Below are 17,906 nucleotides of genomic sequence, written 5' to 3' on the forward strand. Positions count from 1 at the left end.
GAGGATACAATGCCTACAACCGAGGAAACTTTAGCTTTGTCGTTACGTGATGTCTTAAAAAGAAAAACCATCGATAAAATCACAGTCAAAGATATCGTGACTGAATGCAATTTGACCCGTCAAACTTTTTACAACCATTTCTCTGACATTTACGAGTTAGTCGAATATGCTGCTTGCACTAACGCTCGAAAAATTTTAGATAAAACTGCTAGCTACGATAAATGACAATGTGGTTTTTATGCCGTTATGACGATAATGCAAAACAACAAAACGATTGTGAAGAACGTCTATCAGTCAAATTATCGTGATTTGATGGAAAAGTACATCTTCAAAATTATCTACAGTTATGTCATCGATATTGTTGAAAAGGTAGCTGAAAATATGACGGTTGCACAGAAACATAAAGATTTCATCGCTCATTTTTATACATTAGCTTTACTAGCTTTGATTCACGAATGGGTTCAAAACGATCTGAAGGAAGATCCAAAAAAAATCGTTCAACAAGTTGCTACCTTAGTCCAAGGTGCTTTCAAAAATGATCTAGAAAAATATGCTAAATAAAAAATCGCCGATTAATTTCGACGATTTTTTGGTTGTCCAACTAAGATGGTCGAACCGACCGTAATATTTTTAACATGGGACCAATTTATTTTTGATTTATCAACATTGAACAATAACGGCGTCATATTGATGAAAGCATTTCTAACTTCTGGCGTTACCGAATAGGTTTCAGTTGCATCGATTTGGTCAATTAATTCGTAATGCTCTTCAAAATAATCGAGTACCTTTTTATTAGAATATTGGGCTTGGTGCAATTGATCTTTGGCAACTTGACGCAATTCTTGTACATGGAATTGATTAGGGATAACTTTTAACACATAGCCGTCAGCTAAAATACGATTGAATTCAGCGTAATTTGCTGGTGAAAAAACATCGATAATACCCCTAACCGTATTATCCTGAATTGGCAAATGCGCTAAGTCGCCAACAAACCACTTCACTGGTGTATTTATTCCCTTAGCCGCCATTTGAATTGAATCCTTTGAAATATCGAAAGCTAAAACATCGTCAATGCCAGCTTGAGCAATTTTTTTAGCATAGTATCCTTCCCCACAGCCAACGTCCAAAATGCTTCTCAAATGTAATTTTTGAATCAATTCAATCAATTTATTAGCAATGTGATCATACATACCATGTTCCAAAATCACATGACGATTTTCAAAAGATTCCAAATCATAATTTTTGGATGCTTTATTATTCAAAACAAAATCAACAAAGCCTTTTTTGGAAACATCAAAGCAATGATTATTACTGCAAAATAAACTATTGCCAATCAGTTTTAATGCTTTCCCACAGATTGGACATTGAAAGAAATCTTGACTATTACTAAATTTTTGAATCTTATCATTCATAATGAAATACCTATTTTTCTGCCTGCGAACACAACGATGGCATTGCCGAATCCAAAAAATTCTTTGCAAAGTCATCGTTATAAATCCAAGCATTAATTTGATTTTTTTGTAAGATCAATGGCATCCGGTCATGAATAGGAACCATTGATTCATTGGGAGCTGTCGTAAATAAGATACTCTGAGCTATACTGTCAAAATAGTTATAGCAACCAGCGATAAAGAGTGTCTGAGGATCATTGGAAAAATTGAATTTGTATTTTTGCTTAGTCTTGTTCCATTCGAAAAAACCAGTTGTTGGATAAACACAGCGCCGTTTCAAAAATGAATCAGCGAACATTGGTTTTTGCTGCACTGTTTCACTACGAGCATTGATTAATGATTGACCCGTTTTAAATCCAGGAAACCCCCATTTCATACCGACTACCTGAACTTGACGATTTCCAGCAATAATCAAAGCTGTCTCATCAGTTGGAAAAACCTCGCCCGTTTTAGGATTGTATCCAGCATTTTTAGCTAATTGATAAATCCGCTTTATTTCAGGATTTTGATCAGGTTCAAACAAAAAGCGTCCACACATATTTTTCCTCCAACAAAAAACTAGAACATTTCTGCTCTAGTTTAACAAAATTTTAGATTGATTTGGGAAAACGATTACCGAGATTCCTTTGTGGCAAACACAATAAAACAATCAAAGCAACAGCACCAACGAGTGGAACTAAGCCTAATAATACCCACCAACCACGCATTTTGCGATCGTGCAGACGTCTGATAATAGCCGTAAAAATAGCAATCCAATAATAGCCCATCGTTATAGCCAGTGCTACGCCAATAATTGAGCTCCAATAATAATCCATTACCGGCATCTTAGTAAGGATAAACGCTAATAACGCTACAATAACATAGGCTACGATGCTAAATCCTAAATAGCCCCACCAAAAATCCTTCCGACTCATTCTTTTAGCGCCAACGAAAAGATCTTGAAAATACAATTTAGTTGAAGAAATAATTCCTGGTCGAAAACTTTCGTTCCAAATTGGTTCTTTTATTTGCATAATAAAATCTCCTATATCTGAATTCCAATGACAAATCCTAGGATACCAAAAATATACGTCAAACTGAAATAAAGAAAGCAACGAACAAAACGTCGTTGAAACCATAGTTGACTTAATTCCATATTCAAAGTTCCAAAAGTAGTAAAACCACCACAAAAACCTGTCCCTAACAACAATAATAAGGCACCGTTATGAATTTGTGCAGTGAAGATACCTAATAATAACGCTCCAAAAATATTTATCAACAGGGTTATTATTGGAAAATCAATTTTTATTTTGCTTTGTAAAAATGTCAATTCATTTCGCAAGATGGCACCCAAACTAGCGCCTAATCCAACAATTAAAAAATTCATTTAACCCGCTCCCTTTTGACATAATCACTAAAAGCACGACTAGCAGCCAAGTAATTACCTAATATTGCTACAATAAAACCACCCAGAATCGTCATAGTCAAATACAGTATTAAAAACATCCAATTTCCACTTTGATATAACCGATAACTGTCAGCTGTAAATGTCGAAAAAGTCGTATAAGATCCTAATAAACCAGTACTTAAAGTTAAAATGACTCTGGATGATAAATTATAGCGATCTTGTAAATAATGAATCAAAAAGGGCAAGAAAAAAGCTCCGGTTAAATTAGCTACCAATGTTCCCAAGGGAAAACCACTAGCGCTTTTAAAAATCAAACTCTCTAAATAGCGCAAGTTGCTACCAATAAAGGCCCCAATCAGCACTAACAAAAATATTTTCCCTCGTTCTTTCATCTAAAAACCTCTCTAAAAAAGAAAAAACTTGCCAACGACAAGTTTTCCATTAATTATTTTTTATCTTTGTTCCCATTATTATTTATTTCAACAACGTGTCCACCAAATTCGTTACGCAAAGCCGCTACGACCTTACCTGTAAATGTATCGTCTTCTAGTGAACGATAACGCATCATCAATGAAGCTCCAATTACAGGCGTTGGAACTTGCAATCTCAATGCCTCTTCAACTGTCCACTTGCCTTCACCTGATGAATGCATAACACCCTTGATTTCATCCAAGTCTGGATCTTTTGAAAAGGCCGATTGTGTCAATTCCATCAACCAACCACGAACGACTGAACCGTGTTCCCAAACTTTGGCAACAGCTTCGTTGTCATAGTCGAATTCACTATGTTTCAAAACATCGAAACCTTCAGCGATTGCTTGCATCATACCGTATTCGATACCGTTATGGACCATCTTTAAGTAATGACCACTACCGGCTCTTCCAGTATATAAGTAACCGTCAGTTTGAGCAATACCTTTGAAAATAGGTTCGATATATTCAAAGGTTTTTTCATCGTCCCCGCCGATCATGAAATTACCGTCACGATTTGCACCGCTCATACCGCCTGACGTACCAACATCGAAGAACTTAATGTTTTTATCAGTTAGGATTTTATTGTGTCGCAATGAATCTTTGTAAAATGAATTTCCACCGTCAATTACGATATCATTTTCATTTAAAATTTCGCTCAAGGTATCGATCGTTGTGTTAGTTGGGTTCCCCGCTGGTAACATTACCCAAACAACACGTGGTGCTTCCAAGGCTAAAACCGCATCCTTAAGGCTTTTCTCCACACGCGCGCCCAAAGTTGAAGCATCATTTCTAGCACCATCGTTTAAATCAAAAGCAACTACTTCATTACCGTTACGAATCAAATTCTCGGTCAAATTGATTCCCATCTTGCCGAGTCCAATCATTGCTAATTTCAAAATTAATCCTCCTAAGTTATTCTCACAAGTTCTAATTATACATAAAAAAGCCGTGCCAAAATCAACATTTTGGTACGACCCGATTGCTTAAGAGGTTGATATCATAAGGTTTATTGGTTGATTAGTTCATGAACTTATTCCACCAGTGACCTTTCTTATCATCATTAACCTTTTCGTTTACACGTTCTTTGATGTTTTCATCTTTTTGCGTGTCATTATTTTCAACTTTTTCTTTAGCTTGTTGCTTTAAAGTATCCAACTCGACTTGGAGTTGTTCTTTTGATTTTTGCGCATCATTTAACTCCTGTTGTAATTCTTTAATAGTTAATTCGCGCTTTTTATTTTCTGATTCTAACTTAGCGACAGTTTTTTGTAATTCTGCAATTTCATCGTTTTGTTTAGTATCAGCTGGACTCTTAGTGTCAGCAGCAGGATAAATTTGTGCAGCTGATGTTTCTAGAGTCATTTTAGGTCCATGACTTAATTTGACCATTTCTTTAAAGTCTTCAATATTTTTTTGAGTGTAAAGACGATTATTCTGACTATTACGCTCAAAATATTTACTATTGGCTGTAGTTTTTTCGACGATCAAAGAATATTTACGTAGCGTTGCAACGCTGATCCCCAAGTCCTTTGCGGCTTGTGCAGGAGTTAATAAGTTGTTAGTTTTTACTTTACTCAAAAGGATTCCCCCAAGGTTGTTTCATTCTCTTCATTATAAAAATAATGATTGTTAAGTTCAACTACAAAATTCATAACGAACTCAAATTAAAATTGTCCTAGCTATATTTTACCCACTAAATTGGATATACTAAAGATGAAAAGATAAAATATTTACTCTTTGCCGACACAGTCGGTTTTTCTTTGGTGTATAATTCGATTTACAGGAATAGAAGGGGAAATAATATATTGTCAAGTTCTGCAATTACAACAAACTTTATTATCATACTTATTACCTTTATCTTTGCTTTCTTCTTCGTGGCTGCTGAATTTGCTTTAGTTCAAACCAGATCCAGTCAACTAGAAGATGCCATTCAAAAAGGTGAAGGAAATAAAAAGAAATTAAAACGTGCTTTAAAGATGGTCAATAACCTAAACGAATACTTATCAACAACTCAAGTTGGTACTAGTATCGCTGGTATTATTTTAGGTTGGATCGGTGAAAGCACCATCGAATATTTATTAATAGAAGTACTGGGCGTTGCTCACGTTTCAGCTGGTGGTAGCAGTGGTCTACATGCCTTGAGTTCAATCGTTGGTGTTTTACTACTAACTTATTTGGAAGTGGTTCTAACAGAAATTGTTCCCAAGAATATCTCTATTGATATGCCAATGAAGATGTTAATGCTAGTCGTTACACCATTACGTTTCTTCCACGTAGCCGTTTATCCATTCGTTTGGTTACTAAATGTTTCAGCGTCTGGAATCGTCAGATTAATGGGTATGAACCCAGCTGATAGCGAAAATGAGGTCTTCTCTCAATCTGAAATTTTGAGATTATCCAAGTCTTCAATCAAGGGTGGCGATATGGAACCAGACGACGTTATCTTCATGCAGCGTGCTTTTGAGTTGAACGATAAAGTCGCCAAAGATATCATGGTTGACCGAACAAGCCTTTACGTCGTCGATATAACCGACAAGGTCAAAGATGTTATCAAAGACTATTTACAACAAGGTTTTTCAAGATTCCCTGTTGTAGCGGATAACGATAAAGATAAAGTTCTCGGTTATGTCTATGCCTACGATATCGTTCGTCAAAACCAAGTTGATGGTGATGTTGGAATCAGTCGTATCTTGCGTTCTGTCAATACCGTTCCTGAAACTATGCCAATTCAAGATATCTTATCCAAGATGATCAAGAAACAGACACCTATCGTTATTGTTGTCGATGAATATGGTGGTACTAGTGGTATTGTTACTGATAAAGATATTTATGAAGAATTGTTTGGAACTGTCAAAGATGAAATTGATGATGTTTCTGATGAGTATATCGTTAAAAACGAAGACGGTTCATACAACGTTTCAGGTAAAACTACGTTATACGATTTTGAACGTTACTTCAGAACTGACGTTAGAGAATTTCAAAAATCCGACATCATTACCGTTGGTGGCTATTTAATTGAAAAATTCCCTAACCTCCAAAAGGGTTCAACCTTTGATATGGATAATTTCCATTTTGAAGTTGCTGAATTTGACCACGGTTTTGTTAACTGGTTCAAGGTTACGATCGACAAAAAAGCCGTTACTAAGCAAGATAATTTAGCATCATTAACTGATGTTGATGATTTGAAAGATAAATAAAAAGCTGAATCCACAAAAGGGATTCAGTTTTTTTTACTCTTTAGAACGTAAACCTTCGATTTTTCCAAAGTCTACTAAATTCAATTTATTGATAAAGATCATCGCTATCATGACCAGCAACGATAAGAACGATATGCGACGTGCAATTTTTTGCGTCATCGTCTCAAAATAATCAACAACGGCCTTTCCACTGCCATTAACTGTTACTTGAGCTAAATTATTATTACTCTTATCTACTCGCAAGCTTGATACTTTGCCTTCTGACTGAGTTGATTGAAAACCATAATAAGCAATGATAGGAATATCTACTTTAGCATTCTTGGCATCCTTAAAATCAAAGCTCAAACGAGTCCCATACTGCTTAAACTGACTAATCTTTGCTTTACCAGCCATTATTTTGGGCTTGTGAGACGTTCTTTGCAAATCACTTAAACTAGTACCTTGAGGCAAATACTCTTGTCCTGCACCAATACTGAAGGGTTCTAATTGATTATATTCACTTTGATCCACAAACTGTAATGACGAACCTTGTACCAAGCGATAACTGGCCGAAATTGCAAACAATAAAGTAAACAAAATCAAGCCACTTTTAGCTAGTTTACTATTAAATAGTTTTAAAGGATCACTTGCCACTACAATAGCCAATAATACAGTAACTAACATATCAAAACGCCAAGGATATTGGATCACCTTAAATGGCGTGTGATTCAAAATTACCCACGGAAAGACTTTGGTACTGCATAGCAACAAGATAACGCCAATTAATGCAAAATCTTTAACAGCTTTATCTTTAATCTTTGTAAATGACACCACTATTACAACTGCTGCAATAAAGAGGACAATACCAATATTAGGCTCTCCTAGACCATTGTTCAAACTCCACTTACTCATATCAAAAAAGCTCGTAGCACCCTTTGGCAAAATTCCATTTGACTGCGTCAGAACAAATTTTGTATGACGCAATTGTTCAATCATTGGCAAAAAATATGCTGCCGATAATAGCAAAGAACATAACGCTGCCCAACTTAGTGACAGCAAACGCTTAGGATGCTTGCGGATTTCTTTATACTGACATAACCCAATAATGACTATCAAAACGGCTACCAGAATTGGTGAAATTGCATGTGAATATATGATAGCTGTCATTCCGAAGGTCAAATACCACCATTTCTTGCGATTGCCATAAAATATTTCATAAATACCCAACATCGCAATTGGCAAGAAAATGAAAGCTCCAACTTCTCCTAAATCATGTCGAAACAACAAATTATGTAGACGATAAGTTGATAAAGTATACACAAAACTAAATACCAAACTATTGAAATACTTTTGACTGACCTTATAAAAACACAAGAAAGAAATTCCAAAGGTCAAGAAATTAATGAGCAAATAATAACCCATCAATGTATGAGCACTTGAAAATCCCATCAAACGCAAGAAAGCAGCTGGATACAACAAGAGATTGGAATAAAAGACATCAACAATGTATCCGAAACCGTTCATAAATGACATATTTACGAACGGAAAAAACTGATGCCGTTGTAATGAATGATATAAACCTTCAATTCGCATCATGTGAAAACGGTCATCGCTAGTACCCAAATAAGACCAAATCTTTCCATGATAAAATTGTGTTTGATAAAGCGTTAAAAAACTAACTAATAAAAAAAGTAAAACTGTAAAGAAAACTATTAAGGTTTCTTTAGTTGATTTTTTCTTCAAAAAACTTAATTGCATAAAATAAATGCCTTCCTTTGTACATGCAATATCACATATTATACTCACTATTCAATTTTTGAAGAAACCTTATTTTGACGAAAAAGCCAAATAATCATTATTAAAAAGCTAATTAAAGATATCGCTTTGCTGATTTTTTGAATAGGTGTTTTTTGATAATTCACTCGTAAAATCCCTTTACCACAGACTTTCACTTGAGCTAAGCCATTATTAGTTTGATCCATTTTTATTGCTGAAACCTGTCCAGTAGACGAATTGGATGAATATCCATAATATCCAATAATCGGTAAGTCGATTTTACTACTCTCAGTGGCATTAAAATCAAACTTTATAGCTGAATCTTTTTGTTGGAAATTTTTAATTTTTACCGCCCCACTTTTAACTTCGGGAACATGTTTTGTCTGACGCAACTGTTTTAAACTTGCATCTTTGGGCAAATACTCTTGTCCTGCACCGATACTGTAAACGTCTAGATTGTTAAAAGCAGCGTAACTATCGTCTTGAGCTGGATGGTTAGTTACCAAACTAAATTCCGCTAAAAAGATCATCAGGATAGTTAAACTTATGATTACACCTTTTTTCCAAAAACTATTCAACAATTTCCAAGGATCACTAGCCAAGACGATTGCAAATAAGATCGTTACTAACATATTAAAGCGCCAAGGAAATTGAATCATATTCAAAGGTGTATGAATAAACAACTTCCACGGAAAAATATCAGTTGTCATCAATAATAGAATTTCACCGATAATGCCAAAGTCACGAATAGCAGGCGTTGCTTTCCAAATTATTATTGGGATAGCCAAGGCCATTAATAACATTAAGATACCGATATTTTGTTCAAAAAGGTCATTCTTCAAACTAAATTTGACCAATTCATGAACTCGCATACTACCTTGAGAAACGTAAATCAGTGGCGCATTAGTCAATTTAAATTGTGTATGCTTTAACTGTTCATACATTGGCAAAAAATAGCCTAGACTCAATAATAACGACGTTAATCCTGAATAAATCAACGTTAAAATTCTTTTTGGTTCTTTGATCAAAATTTTGAGACGAAAAAGAATGACTAATAAAATAAAAATGGCAATTAATATCGGTGATAAGGCATGCGAATAAATAACAGCCGTCATTCCAATCGTCAAATACCACCACTTGTTGTTATTTCCATAAAAAATCTCGTACACGCCTAAAACAACAATCGGTAAAAATGTCAAAGTTAATACTTCGCCAATATCAAAGCGACGGACCATATCAAAAATTCGATAAACCGATAAAGTATAGACGAAGCTAAAAACTAGACTCTTGCCAAACTTTTGACTAGCTATGTAATACGAAACAAATGAAATCACGAAGGTTACAAAATTTATCAAAATGTAAAAACAAATAAAGGCTTGAACAGTTGTCAGCCCTAGAAGTCTTAAGAATGCTACCGGATAAAGCCACAAATTAGAGTAAAAAACATTGGCAATATATCCAAACCCATCCAAAAATGACATGTTGACGATAGGAAAGAAATTGCCATGTTTGATAGATTCATACAAACCTTGCATTCTCATAACGTGGAAACGACCATCATTACCCATTTCCAAAAAAGACCAGATGTGTCCATCCAGCCCAGTCAAATAAATTGAAAGAATACTAATTACTAAAAATAAAATCAATGTCAGTGGGAATTTATATCTTAAAAGTATTTTTTTCATGATTTTGGCCTAATAAAAAAAGAGAACTCGAAGATTAATCCTCAAGTTCCCTCAAATTTTGTTTTTAGTATTTATACTTAACAGTACTGCCCCAATCTAGAATACTGACGATAAATACCATGAAAATAATCGAAATATAACTAATAAATATTCCGTTTAGGACATTGTATAATACATCCCTGACATTGTAATCTATATTGTTTACGATGAAATCTTGCAGTGGAAAATAAGTACCACCTAACAGCATTGCCAATAAAATTGACGTACAAATTCCAACTGTTCCTAAATGGTGGAAAAACAACATGCTAGATCCAACTTTAGCTCGCAAACGTAACGCTAAAATAACGAATAAAACAGCCGCTATCACCATAATAGTCTTGATTAACCGTTTAATGGTCTGTATTTGTTCAATCACCGACTCGATCGGTCCCAAATCATTATTGACGATTTGATTCATTATTCCTTCATTGCTCTTGATAACCGCGTCAATCTCACTATCAATATTTAAACCATATTTATTAGCTTGATCTTTTAATTTAGTACTGATAGTAGCCAAAATGTTGCTACCGATAGTTAATTGTGAGTCATCATCATACACTTCGTCTACTGAAACATTAATGATTCTTCTGACATCCTTATTAGTCAAATTCACTGCTGACAAATCAGTTGAGACAGAATAACTATTGACCAATCGACCTAAACGTTGATTTGTATAGTTTCTAATCAAAGTAACATTAGTATCACTACTGACGACTTTTTTGACATAGTTACTGTTCAAAACTGTGGACAGAGTTATCCCTAAGAAAACGATGACCATTAAACAAATTGACAATAATATCAAAGTAAAACCGTGTCTGTTGTATGACAATGACTTGCTCATAATTTTTAATTCTCCATAGCTAGTTTAGCAATTTCTTGTGGTTTATTTACGATCCATTCTGAATTAGCAGATTTCAATTCAGCATAATCCCCAAAGCCATAAGTTACCCCAATAGCTTTTAAATTATTTTTATGTGCCCCCACAATATCACTGCTACGATCCCCAACCATAACAAGATTTTTTGTGTCTAACTCAACTGAAGTTTTCTCGATTCCATAAGAGATAACGTCTTCTTTTAAAGAGCGAATCGATTCATCTTCAGCTGCCCCAAAAACATGTCGTACATATTGTTTCATATTCAGTTGATCAATAATCTTCTTCGCAAAAACTTCTGGTTTTGAAGTCGCAATAAAGATTTCTTTATCAGCTTTCTTTAAGGACTCCATCATATCATAAATACCATCAAAAACAGTATACTGCTCCCAGCCTTCTTCTTGATAGTATTCCCGGAAAGCATTTATACTTTGATTAATAAATGGATCATCTGGCGCTACGTGATCGTATTTTTGTAAAGACGCACCGATCGTTGGTCCAATAAAAGTGTGCAACGTAGCATCATCGTGTGGAACGTATCCTAAAGTATGATTATACATATACTTCAAGCTCTTCATAATTCCAATTTCAGAATTAATAATCGTTCCATCCAAATCAAAAAATAAATTGTTCAAATTTTGTTCATCCTTTTATGTTAAATTTAAGTTATGTAAAGAGTATATAGCATTCAATAGAAAATAACTAACAGTCGTAGGTAGAGTATGGTAAAAATTAAGCAACCTCAAAAATATACCAGTCTCGACGAAGGATTAACTAATCAAGAGGTTGATTCCCGAGTACAACGGGGACTGACAAACGTTCAAATCAAAAAATTATCGCGCCCGATTCCAAAAATTTTAGCCGATAACTTATTTACTTTGTTTAACTTATTAAATTTGGTCATCGCTATTTTAATTTTTTGGACTGGATCCTACCGAAATCTCTTTTTCCTAGGTCCCGTGATTGCCAATATTATTATTGGAAGCTATCAAGAAATCCGTGCCAAAATTACTGTTGATAAAATTAGTTTAGTCAATTCGGCTAATTTTAATGTTACTAGAAATTCACAATTAGAAAAAGTCGACATTGCCGATTTAGTTGAAGACGATATCGTAACGATCAAACGTGGTGATACTATCCCTGCTGATGGTATTATCCGCTCCTCTAACGGTTTACAAACTAATGAATCAAGTATTACTGGTGAAGCTGATACTATCAGTAAAACAACCGACGATGAAGTCTTCTCAGGCAGTTTTGTCGTTGCCGGTCAAGCTCGAATTCAATTGACGCAAGTTGGCAAAGAAAGCTTTGTTTCTAAAATTTCTTCAGCTGTTGGTAAAGAAAAACGTTCTGTCAGTGTTTTGATGAAGATTATAAATAATATTATTAAGATTCTAACATACACTATCATCCCAATTGGTTTATTACTATTTTTCAGAACCTATTCCCAAAACAATAACGTTGCTAAATCAATTCTCGGAACATCGGCTTCAGTTATTGGTATGATTCCTGAAGGTTTAGTTTTATTAACATCAGTAGCTCTAGCTACAGGGGCTTACAACTTGTCAAAACGTCATATTTTAGTTCGTTCCTTGAGTGCCATTGAAACTCTAGCTCGAGTCGACGTCTTGTGCCTCGATAAAACTGGGACGATCACAACTGGCAAATTAACCGTCAAAAAAACTCTCAGTTATCAAACTACTGAACAAACCGTTCAAGCAATTGCTCAAAAGATCGTCGATGTTACTCAAGAAACAAATGCGACAGCTTTAGCCGTTCAAGCTTTACAAGTAAAACCTTTTGCAAGCGACGTGAAAGAAGTCATTCCATTTTCATCTGAAACTAAATACTCCGGCTTCGTTGCCAGTGACAATACCCGTTACATCATGGGTGCCCCAGAGTTCATCATCAAAAAACCTAGCTCAGAAATAACGAATACGATTCAACAAGCAGCTCAAAAAGGATTCAGAGTTATTGCTATTCTCAAAGAAACTTCGCAACAAGAAGTCCTAGGCTTATTATTGATTTCTGATGAGATCAGAGAACAAGCTCCTGATACTTTCAATTATTTGCACAATCAAGGTATCAATCTCAAAATCATTTCTGGTGACAATCCCGTTACAGTAGCCAACGTTGCTGCTCAGGCCGGGATCGCTTCTGGAGACAAATACATCGATATGAGTCAAGTAGGTGAAAAAGAAGATTATCATGAATTAGTCAAATACTATAAAATTTTTGGTCGAGTTCGCCCTACTCAAAAAGCTCATTTAATCAAAGCTATGCAAGATAACGGTTTAACTGTTGGTATGACTGGCGATGGTGTCAACGATGTTTTGGCTATGCGTCAATCCGATTGTAGCGTTGCTATTGCTGGTGAAAGCGATGCGGCTGAAGCGGCAGCGGATTTTGTTTTGTTAAATCGTAATTTTGATTCCATGATTTTCATGCTCAATGAAGGACGAAGAGTAATCAATAACGTAGAACGTGTTGCTTCACTGTTCTTGATCAAAACCATCTATTCAGTAGTGCTCTCAATTCTCTTTATTATTTTGGGAACTGGCTATCCTTTCGAACCTTCCCAGTTAACACCAATCAATGCACTAACCGTTGGCATTCCAACCTTCCTACTAGCCCTAGAGCCAAACTACACTCCACCAGCAGGACGGTTTATGCACAACGTCATGGAAATTGCTTTGCCTGCCGCCATTTGCAATATCTTATTTATCGTCGTAATTTCTATTTTGGGGAATCATCTTAATTTCTCATACGAAATTACTTCAACCTTATCCGTCTTTACGATCGGTGTAATTGGATTCTGTGCTTTGATTTCGATTGCCAATCCTCTATATGTCAGAAAACAGATCATGATTGGCATTGCCTTTATGCTTTTCATTATTACTTTCATTTTTAGTGAAAAAGCTTTTGGTTTACAAAGTATCTTAAATTGGCACTACACATACTTATATGTAGCGATTTTCCTAACTGCTTGGCCTTTGTTCATGTTCATGCGTGAAGTTTTGGGTCGGCGTGTATTTTCAAGAATTAATTGGAAATAGATATAGTAGTAATATAAAAAACAAATGGCATCTATTCAAAGAAATCTGAATAGATGTCATTTTGATTTACTAAAATAAATGACGATAATATCTTTTATTTAATTCTTCTCATAATTACTGCACTCAATAATATAGCTACAACCAACACTGCCCCAATAACTGTTTGACTGACTTTCAACATGCTTAACCCAAAAACAACAATGAAGGCGACAAATCCCATAATCAAACCTTGCATACTTCTATCCATAATTTTCTCCCTACTTATCAACCTTTTTGGCAATTGCATAGATGACTAAACCAACAACTATGGCATAAATCAAGCTCTGAACTAACATATTCAATTTCAATGTTGAAACAATCCCGACGACTAAAGCAGCTGCCATGACTATCAGCAACATTCTAATCATTCCATGCATTTTATTGCCTCCTTTTGGTTATAGTGTAACCCAGAATGTAAGCGGGAACAAAATAAAAAATACACCAACAAAAGTCAGTGTATTTTAGAATTTATCTTAATGTTGAATCGCTTGCCTTAATCCATTCATCTGTAGCAACACGATACATCTTCTTACCTCTGATTGTGGCACTTCTGTCGGTGTACCATGGTGTATTGACATCCAAGGCACGATCGATAATCAATTGTCCTTTAGAGTTATAGACCGGTGTGACGTTTGTTCCATTAGTTACGGCCACTGTTTGTAGAGGTGTGTACTTGTAGACGTCACTAGCCTTGACATACTGGTTTGTCGCAACACGATAGTATTCAGCACCATTGATAGTTATAGTCTTATCAATGATCCAGCTTGAACCTTCAGAAAGAACTACGTCATCGTTTAATTTACCATTACCGTCATAAATCTTGATATTGCCATTGTGTGGATAACCGGAAACGATATTATCAACGGTTTGGTCTGATTTTTGAACATAAACTGTTGCAGTAGGTGTGTCTTTATCGATTGTGTAATTAATGTCATCGGCATTAACAAAAGCATAACCTGTTGGGGCCTTCAAAACAATCTTCGATTCGTTAGCACCCTTACCTGCTTGTGTACCGACTTCTTCGCCAGTATCTTGATCAACGTAGGAGATGTTATAAGGTGTGTCTGCGGCTACAACATATTTTGTTACCTCTTGGTCATTCTTCAACAAAATAAAGCCATGGTCGATAACAGATGCTAATGCATAGCCATCAGGTGCTGTAACACCAACATAGCTTCCAAAATTACCTGTACCTTGAGATTCTGTTCCAACTACTTTACCAGTTGTTTTGTCTCTGAAAGTTACAGTGTAATTTAAAACGTTGGAATCTGCTTTTGGTTTTACGTAAACGTTCTTACTTGAAATAGATGCATTTAATTTTTGCAACATATCTTCTTTATTTACTAACTCGTATCCTTCAGGAATGCCTGTCAATAATACTGTATCACCATCATTCCCATCTAACGTAGTGGTTGAATTAGTAGGATTGTCTCCCACAACACTTACAAAATTAATATTTGTATTGGCACTTCTAGTTACATGATAAGTTTTAGTATAGTCGGAAGCACTTGGTGTAAAGTCCTCTACTGTACCACTTACAGTACTGTTTTCCGGCATTGCTTCCTGAATATTAGCGGCAGTAATAGTTTCAGTTCCTGTACCAGGCATATAAGTTCCTAATACTTTTTTAGTTGTTTTATCTTTAAAAGTAATTATTGGATTAACTGCATTTTCATCTATTGCAACATTCTGTACATCTGGATCAGTAAATGTTATTTCATCACCAGTCGCATCTGAAATAACTGTGTTACCTGCGCCATCAATAGCCGTTGCAACATAAGTAACATCATTTATTGTGCTATTTGTCTCATCAGAATCAGGATAGCCAGTGGCTTTAACCAAATATGAATTACCATTACTATCTTTAATCACGATAGGATTTTTTATATCAGAAGCGTTTGTAATAGTTCTATTGTTCAATTTAGACCAATCTGGTTCTTTATAAGTATTAACTGTTCTTGTTGCTGAAATACCGGTTATAGTAGCATTAGTATAATTGTCACTCGGTGTGAATTCTACTGATTTACCATCTGTTGACATTACTCCTTTTACTACAGGATTATTTTCAACACCTAAAGCGTTTGTTCCATTAGAACTAATAGCTTTAACGTCAGAATTTTCAGCAGTATTTTTAATACCAGTTTCTCCATCTTTAAAATTCATAACCTGACTATTATTAGTAAATGAAACGATTGGTCTGGCAAAATTGTAGTTTACTGTAATAGTCTTCGTCACACCATCAAGAGTATATTTAACTGTCTTAGGGAATCCATTTGAATCTTTGTCAGATGTAACCATAGAAACTAATTGTTCATTACCATCGACTACGTTTAGTTCCCCTTGCAAGACATTGTCAAATTGAGTGTCAGTCTTTTGACCAAAGATTGGTGCAACTGACATAGTTTGACCATCTTCTAGATCAGAAAACTTCGTTTGGGAATTGACGTTGCTAGCGGTGGAACTTGAATTCAATAACTCATTGATAACTTGAATCACGTTGTTAGCGATTTCAGATTTGTCAACGCTTAATGCTTTGTTGGAACTAGCTTGTGCAACTGTTGTATTTGCCCCTAAAATAGTGCTTGATAACAAAATACCAGTCAAAGCTATCATTTTTATTTTTTTCATAGCATTTATCTCCCTGATAATTTATATATATATCTAGACACCTTTATCATATCAAGAAACAACAAAAAAAGAAGGCAAAAATACCTTCTTTTTTAAGAAAAATTTAAATAAAAGTTAATATTTGTAAAACGGTTACTTTTTTCGAACAATTATGCCAGTAAATTCTTTATTACAGGAATTTTTCTGATAATGTAAATCATAATTATTGAAAATACTAACGTAGCTAAAAAGATAACTGGATAATTATTAGGACTAATGAACTTACCAATAAAATTAATAATCAATCCATGTGACAAATAAATTCCATAAGTCAACGGTGCAATGAATTCTACCGACTTCGTAAAACAATTTGAATACTTTCCCTCAAAAAATTTGAAGCACATGAACAACATGACGGCAATCACTGGTGTGCTCAATGAAGAAGCGATATTCAAAAAAGCCCATGGACTTTGTGCCGGAATAAATCTCACTGCTACTTTAATTACGAACAAAATAACAATAATAATTACATATTTAGATAAATTGAATTTCAGCTTAGTCTTGTGGGTCAATAAGTACCCCATCACAAAATATCCCAAATAAGATGACAAAATAATTTTAGCCATACTATATAAGCTAAACACATTACCAATTGCTGGTGGTGTGAATTGACCGATTGCTGGCAAAATAATATCACCAATCATCCACAATAATAGAAGATAGTTCAACAAGCTCTTATTCATATGATCAACTAATAGCTTGATGAATGGCGAAATTAAATACAATCCAAACAATGAATAAATGAACCAATAGGCCATCAAAACTGGTTGATGAAATATCAGTGAAACCGTTACTAAGAATTGATGAATATTAAAAATTCCATCTATCTTACTTACCGGATAGGCACTGATAATTGACCAAACGATGTTTGAATAGATACCCTACATTCGTCGTTTTTTTACTATTTAAAATAGTTGCCCCACTTATCATGAAAAACATTGGTACAGCTACTTCAGTAATCCCTACTAAAACATTTGTCACTGACCACGAAAAAGAATGATCTGGCGTTGCTATTCTGACTGAACAGGCATGTGCCAAAACAACCAAAATCATAGCCACGACACGAATAACATCAATGTAAATAACACGTTTTGACTTCATATTTACCCCCTATGTAAACAAGAAACATATTATCATATTTTTCCTACTTTAAAGAAAAAATTAAGGATAAAAAAAGACAGAATGCTTTTTAAAAACAATTCTGTCTATATTCATTCATTTCTTATTTACAACCAACGCTTATGATGTCGCATGAATATTTCATGATTTTTCTCCATACCACC

The 17,906-nt window shown here is 34.8% G+C and carries 17 protein-coding genes and 2 pseudogenes; 4 read left to right on the top strand and 15 right to left on the bottom strand.

Annotation, left to right across the window (positions count from 1 at the left end):
• Window positions 1-9 precede the first annotated feature (9 nt).
• Window positions 10-225 carry a TetR family transcriptional regulator gene (locus FC88_RS13090; RefSeq protein WP_235526900.1) on the top strand — a complete coding sequence of 72 codons (216 nt, stop codon included), beginning with the start codon at window positions 10-12 and terminating at the stop codon, window positions 223-225.
• A gap of 18 nt (window positions 226-243) precedes the next feature.
• Window positions 244-561: pseudogene (locus FC88_RS13095) on the top strand (TetR-like C-terminal domain-containing protein); the annotation flags it as partial.
• Between the two features lie 11 nt (window positions 562-572).
• Here FC88_RS13095 and FC88_RS04645 read toward each other — a convergent pair.
• The 7 genes from FC88_RS04645 to FC88_RS04675 all read right to left on the bottom strand — a co-directional run bounded on the left by FC88_RS04645 (window position 573) and on the right by FC88_RS04675 (window position 4,889).
• Window positions 573-1,412 carry a methyltransferase domain-containing protein gene (locus FC88_RS04645; protein WP_057813274.1) on the bottom strand — a complete coding sequence of 280 codons (840 nt, stop codon included), beginning with the start codon at window positions 1,410-1,412 and terminating at the stop codon, window positions 573-575.
• A 10-nt stretch (window positions 1,413-1,422) separates the two neighbouring features.
• Window positions 1,423-1,989, bottom strand: a complete 567-nt coding sequence (locus tag FC88_RS04650; RefSeq protein WP_057813275.1) for an SOS response-associated peptidase — start codon at window positions 1,987-1,989, stop codon at window positions 1,423-1,425.
• Window positions 1,990-2,041: 52 nt separating this feature from the next.
• A complete protein-coding gene (locus FC88_RS04655; protein WP_057813277.1) occupies window positions 2,042-2,464 on the bottom strand; it encodes a DUF805 domain-containing protein in 423 nt (140 codons plus the stop codon).
• Window positions 2,465-2,475: 11 nt separating this feature from the next.
• Window positions 2,476-2,817, bottom strand: a complete 342-nt coding sequence (locus FC88_RS04660) for a fluoride efflux transporter FluC (RefSeq protein WP_057813279.1) — start codon at window positions 2,815-2,817, stop codon at window positions 2,476-2,478.
• The gene (locus tag FC88_RS04665; protein ID WP_057813281.1) at window positions 2,814-3,230 is read right to left on the bottom strand and encodes a fluoride efflux transporter FluC; all 417 of its coding nucleotides are present in this window, start codon (window positions 3,228-3,230) and stop codon (window positions 2,814-2,816) included. The genes FC88_RS04660 and FC88_RS04665 overlap by 4 nt, the downstream gene beginning before the upstream one ends.
• Window positions 3,231-3,283: 53 nt before the next feature.
• Window positions 3,284-4,207: a phosphogluconate dehydrogenase (NAD(+)-dependent, decarboxylating) gene (gene gnd, locus FC88_RS04670; protein ID WP_057813283.1), complete on the bottom strand. Its 924-nt coding sequence runs from the start codon at window positions 4,205-4,207 to the stop codon at window positions 3,284-3,286.
• A 121-nt stretch (window positions 4,208-4,328) separates the two neighbouring features.
• Window positions 4,329-4,889, bottom strand: a complete 561-nt coding sequence (locus FC88_RS04675; protein WP_057813285.1) for a MerR family transcriptional regulator — start codon at window positions 4,887-4,889, stop codon at window positions 4,329-4,331.
• A 227-nt stretch (window positions 4,890-5,116) separates the two neighbouring features.
• Here FC88_RS04675 and FC88_RS04680 point away from each other — a divergent pair, with 227 nt between their 5' ends.
• On the top strand, window positions 5,117-6,508 hold the full coding sequence (locus FC88_RS04680) for a hemolysin family protein (protein WP_057813287.1): 1,392 nt from the start codon (window positions 5,117-5,119) through the stop codon (window positions 6,506-6,508).
• Between the two features lie 33 nt (window positions 6,509-6,541).
• Here the strand turns inward: FC88_RS04680 and FC88_RS04685 are convergent, their stop codons facing one another.
• The 4 genes from FC88_RS04685 to FC88_RS04700 all read right to left on the bottom strand — a co-directional run bounded on the left by FC88_RS04685 (window position 6,542) and on the right by FC88_RS04700 (window position 11,496).
• On the bottom strand, window positions 6,542-8,245 hold the full coding sequence (locus FC88_RS04685) for a YfhO family protein (RefSeq protein ID WP_057813289.1): 1,704 nt from the start codon (window positions 8,243-8,245) through the stop codon (window positions 6,542-6,544).
• 47 nt (window positions 8,246-8,292) lie between these two features.
• Window positions 8,293-9,948 (bottom strand): hypothetical protein, encoded by a 1,656-nt coding sequence (locus tag FC88_RS04690; RefSeq protein ID WP_057813291.1) that lies wholly within the window; start codon window positions 9,946-9,948, stop codon window positions 8,293-8,295.
• A gap of 64 nt (window positions 9,949-10,012) precedes the next feature.
• Complete coding sequence (locus tag FC88_RS04695) at window positions 10,013-10,828, bottom strand: hypothetical protein (protein WP_057813292.1); 816 nt, start codon at window positions 10,826-10,828, stop codon at window positions 10,013-10,015.
• Window positions 10,829-10,833: 5 nt separating this feature from the next.
• On the bottom strand, window positions 10,834-11,496 hold the full coding sequence (locus FC88_RS04700; protein ID WP_057813294.1) for an HAD hydrolase-like protein: 663 nt from the start codon (window positions 11,494-11,496) through the stop codon (window positions 10,834-10,836).
• Window positions 11,497-11,583: 87 nt separating this feature from the next.
• Here FC88_RS04700 and FC88_RS04705 point away from each other — a divergent pair, with 87 nt between their 5' ends.
• The gene (locus tag FC88_RS04705) at window positions 11,584-13,917 is read left to right on the top strand and encodes an HAD-IC family P-type ATPase (protein WP_057813296.1); all 2,334 of its coding nucleotides are present in this window, start codon (window positions 11,584-11,586) and stop codon (window positions 13,915-13,917) included.
• 94 nt (window positions 13,918-14,011) lie between these two features.
• Here FC88_RS04705 and FC88_RS12810 read toward each other — a convergent pair whose 3' ends face one another.
• The 4 genes and pseudogenes from FC88_RS12810 to FC88_RS04715 all read right to left on the bottom strand — a co-directional run bounded on the left by FC88_RS12810 (window position 14,012) and on the right by FC88_RS04715 (window position 17,724).
• On the bottom strand, window positions 14,012-14,164 hold the full coding sequence (locus FC88_RS12810; protein WP_010018312.1) for a hypothetical protein: 153 nt from the start codon (window positions 14,162-14,164) through the stop codon (window positions 14,012-14,014).
• A 10-nt stretch (window positions 14,165-14,174) separates the two neighbouring features.
• Window positions 14,175-14,333, bottom strand: a complete 159-nt coding sequence (locus FC88_RS12815; protein ID WP_157060423.1) for a hypothetical protein — start codon at window positions 14,331-14,333, stop codon at window positions 14,175-14,177.
• A 91-nt stretch (window positions 14,334-14,424) separates the two neighbouring features.
• Complete coding sequence (locus FC88_RS04710; RefSeq protein ID WP_057813298.1) at window positions 14,425-16,584, bottom strand: SLAP domain-containing protein; 2,160 nt, start codon at window positions 16,582-16,584, stop codon at window positions 14,425-14,427.
• A 149-nt stretch (window positions 16,585-16,733) separates the two neighbouring features.
• Window positions 16,734-17,724, bottom strand: a pseudogene (locus FC88_RS04715) (acyltransferase).
• Between the last annotated feature and the right edge of the window lie 182 nt (window positions 17,725-17,906).

This window comes from Companilactobacillus futsaii JCM 17355 (genome assembly GCF_001435505.1).
Taxonomy (GTDB): domain Bacteria; phylum Bacillota; class Bacilli; order Lactobacillales; family Lactobacillaceae; genus Companilactobacillus; species Companilactobacillus futsaii.

Coding starts and splice junctions, on each gene's coding strand:
- FC88_RS04655 (WP_057813277.1), bottom strand. CDS start 2,464: ATGCAAATAAAAGAACCAATTTGGAACGAAAGTTTTCGACCAGGAATT.
- FC88_RS04645 (WP_057813274.1), bottom strand. CDS start 1,412: ATGAATGATAAGATTCAAAAATTTAGTAATAGTCAAGATTTCTTTCAA.
- FC88_RS04660 (WP_057813279.1), bottom strand. CDS start 2,817: ATGAATTTTTTAATTGTTGGATTAGGCGCTAGTTTGGGTGCCATCTTG.
- FC88_RS13090 (WP_235526900.1), top strand. CDS start 10: ATGCCTACAACCGAGGAAACTTTAGCTTTGTCGTTACGTGATGTCTTA.
- FC88_RS12815 (WP_157060423.1), bottom strand. CDS start 14,333: ATGCATGGAATGATTAGAATGTTGCTGATAGTCATGGCAGCTGCTTTA.
- FC88_RS04690 (WP_057813291.1), bottom strand. CDS start 9,948: ATGAAAAAAATACTTTTAAGATATAAATTCCCACTGACATTGATTTTA.
- FC88_RS04705 (WP_057813296.1), top strand. CDS start 11,584: ATGGTAAAAATTAAGCAACCTCAAAAATATACCAGTCTCGACGAAGGA.
- FC88_RS04665 (WP_057813281.1), bottom strand. CDS start 3,230: ATGAAAGAACGAGGGAAAATATTTTTGTTAGTGCTGATTGGGGCCTTT.
- FC88_RS04710 (WP_057813298.1), bottom strand. CDS start 16,584: ATGAAAAAAATAAAAATGATAGCTTTGACTGGTATTTTGTTATCAAGC.
- FC88_RS04695 (WP_057813292.1), bottom strand. CDS start 10,828: ATGAGCAAGTCATTGTCATACAACAGACACGGTTTTACTTTGATATTA.
- FC88_RS12810 (WP_010018312.1), bottom strand. CDS start 14,164: ATGGATAGAAGTATGCAAGGTTTGATTATGGGATTTGTCGCCTTCATT.
- FC88_RS04650 (WP_057813275.1), bottom strand. CDS start 1,989: ATGTGTGGACGCTTTTTGTTTGAACCTGATCAAAATCCTGAAATAAAG.
- FC88_RS04685 (WP_057813289.1), bottom strand. CDS start 8,245: ATGCAATTAAGTTTTTTGAAGAAAAAATCAACTAAAGAAACCTTAATA.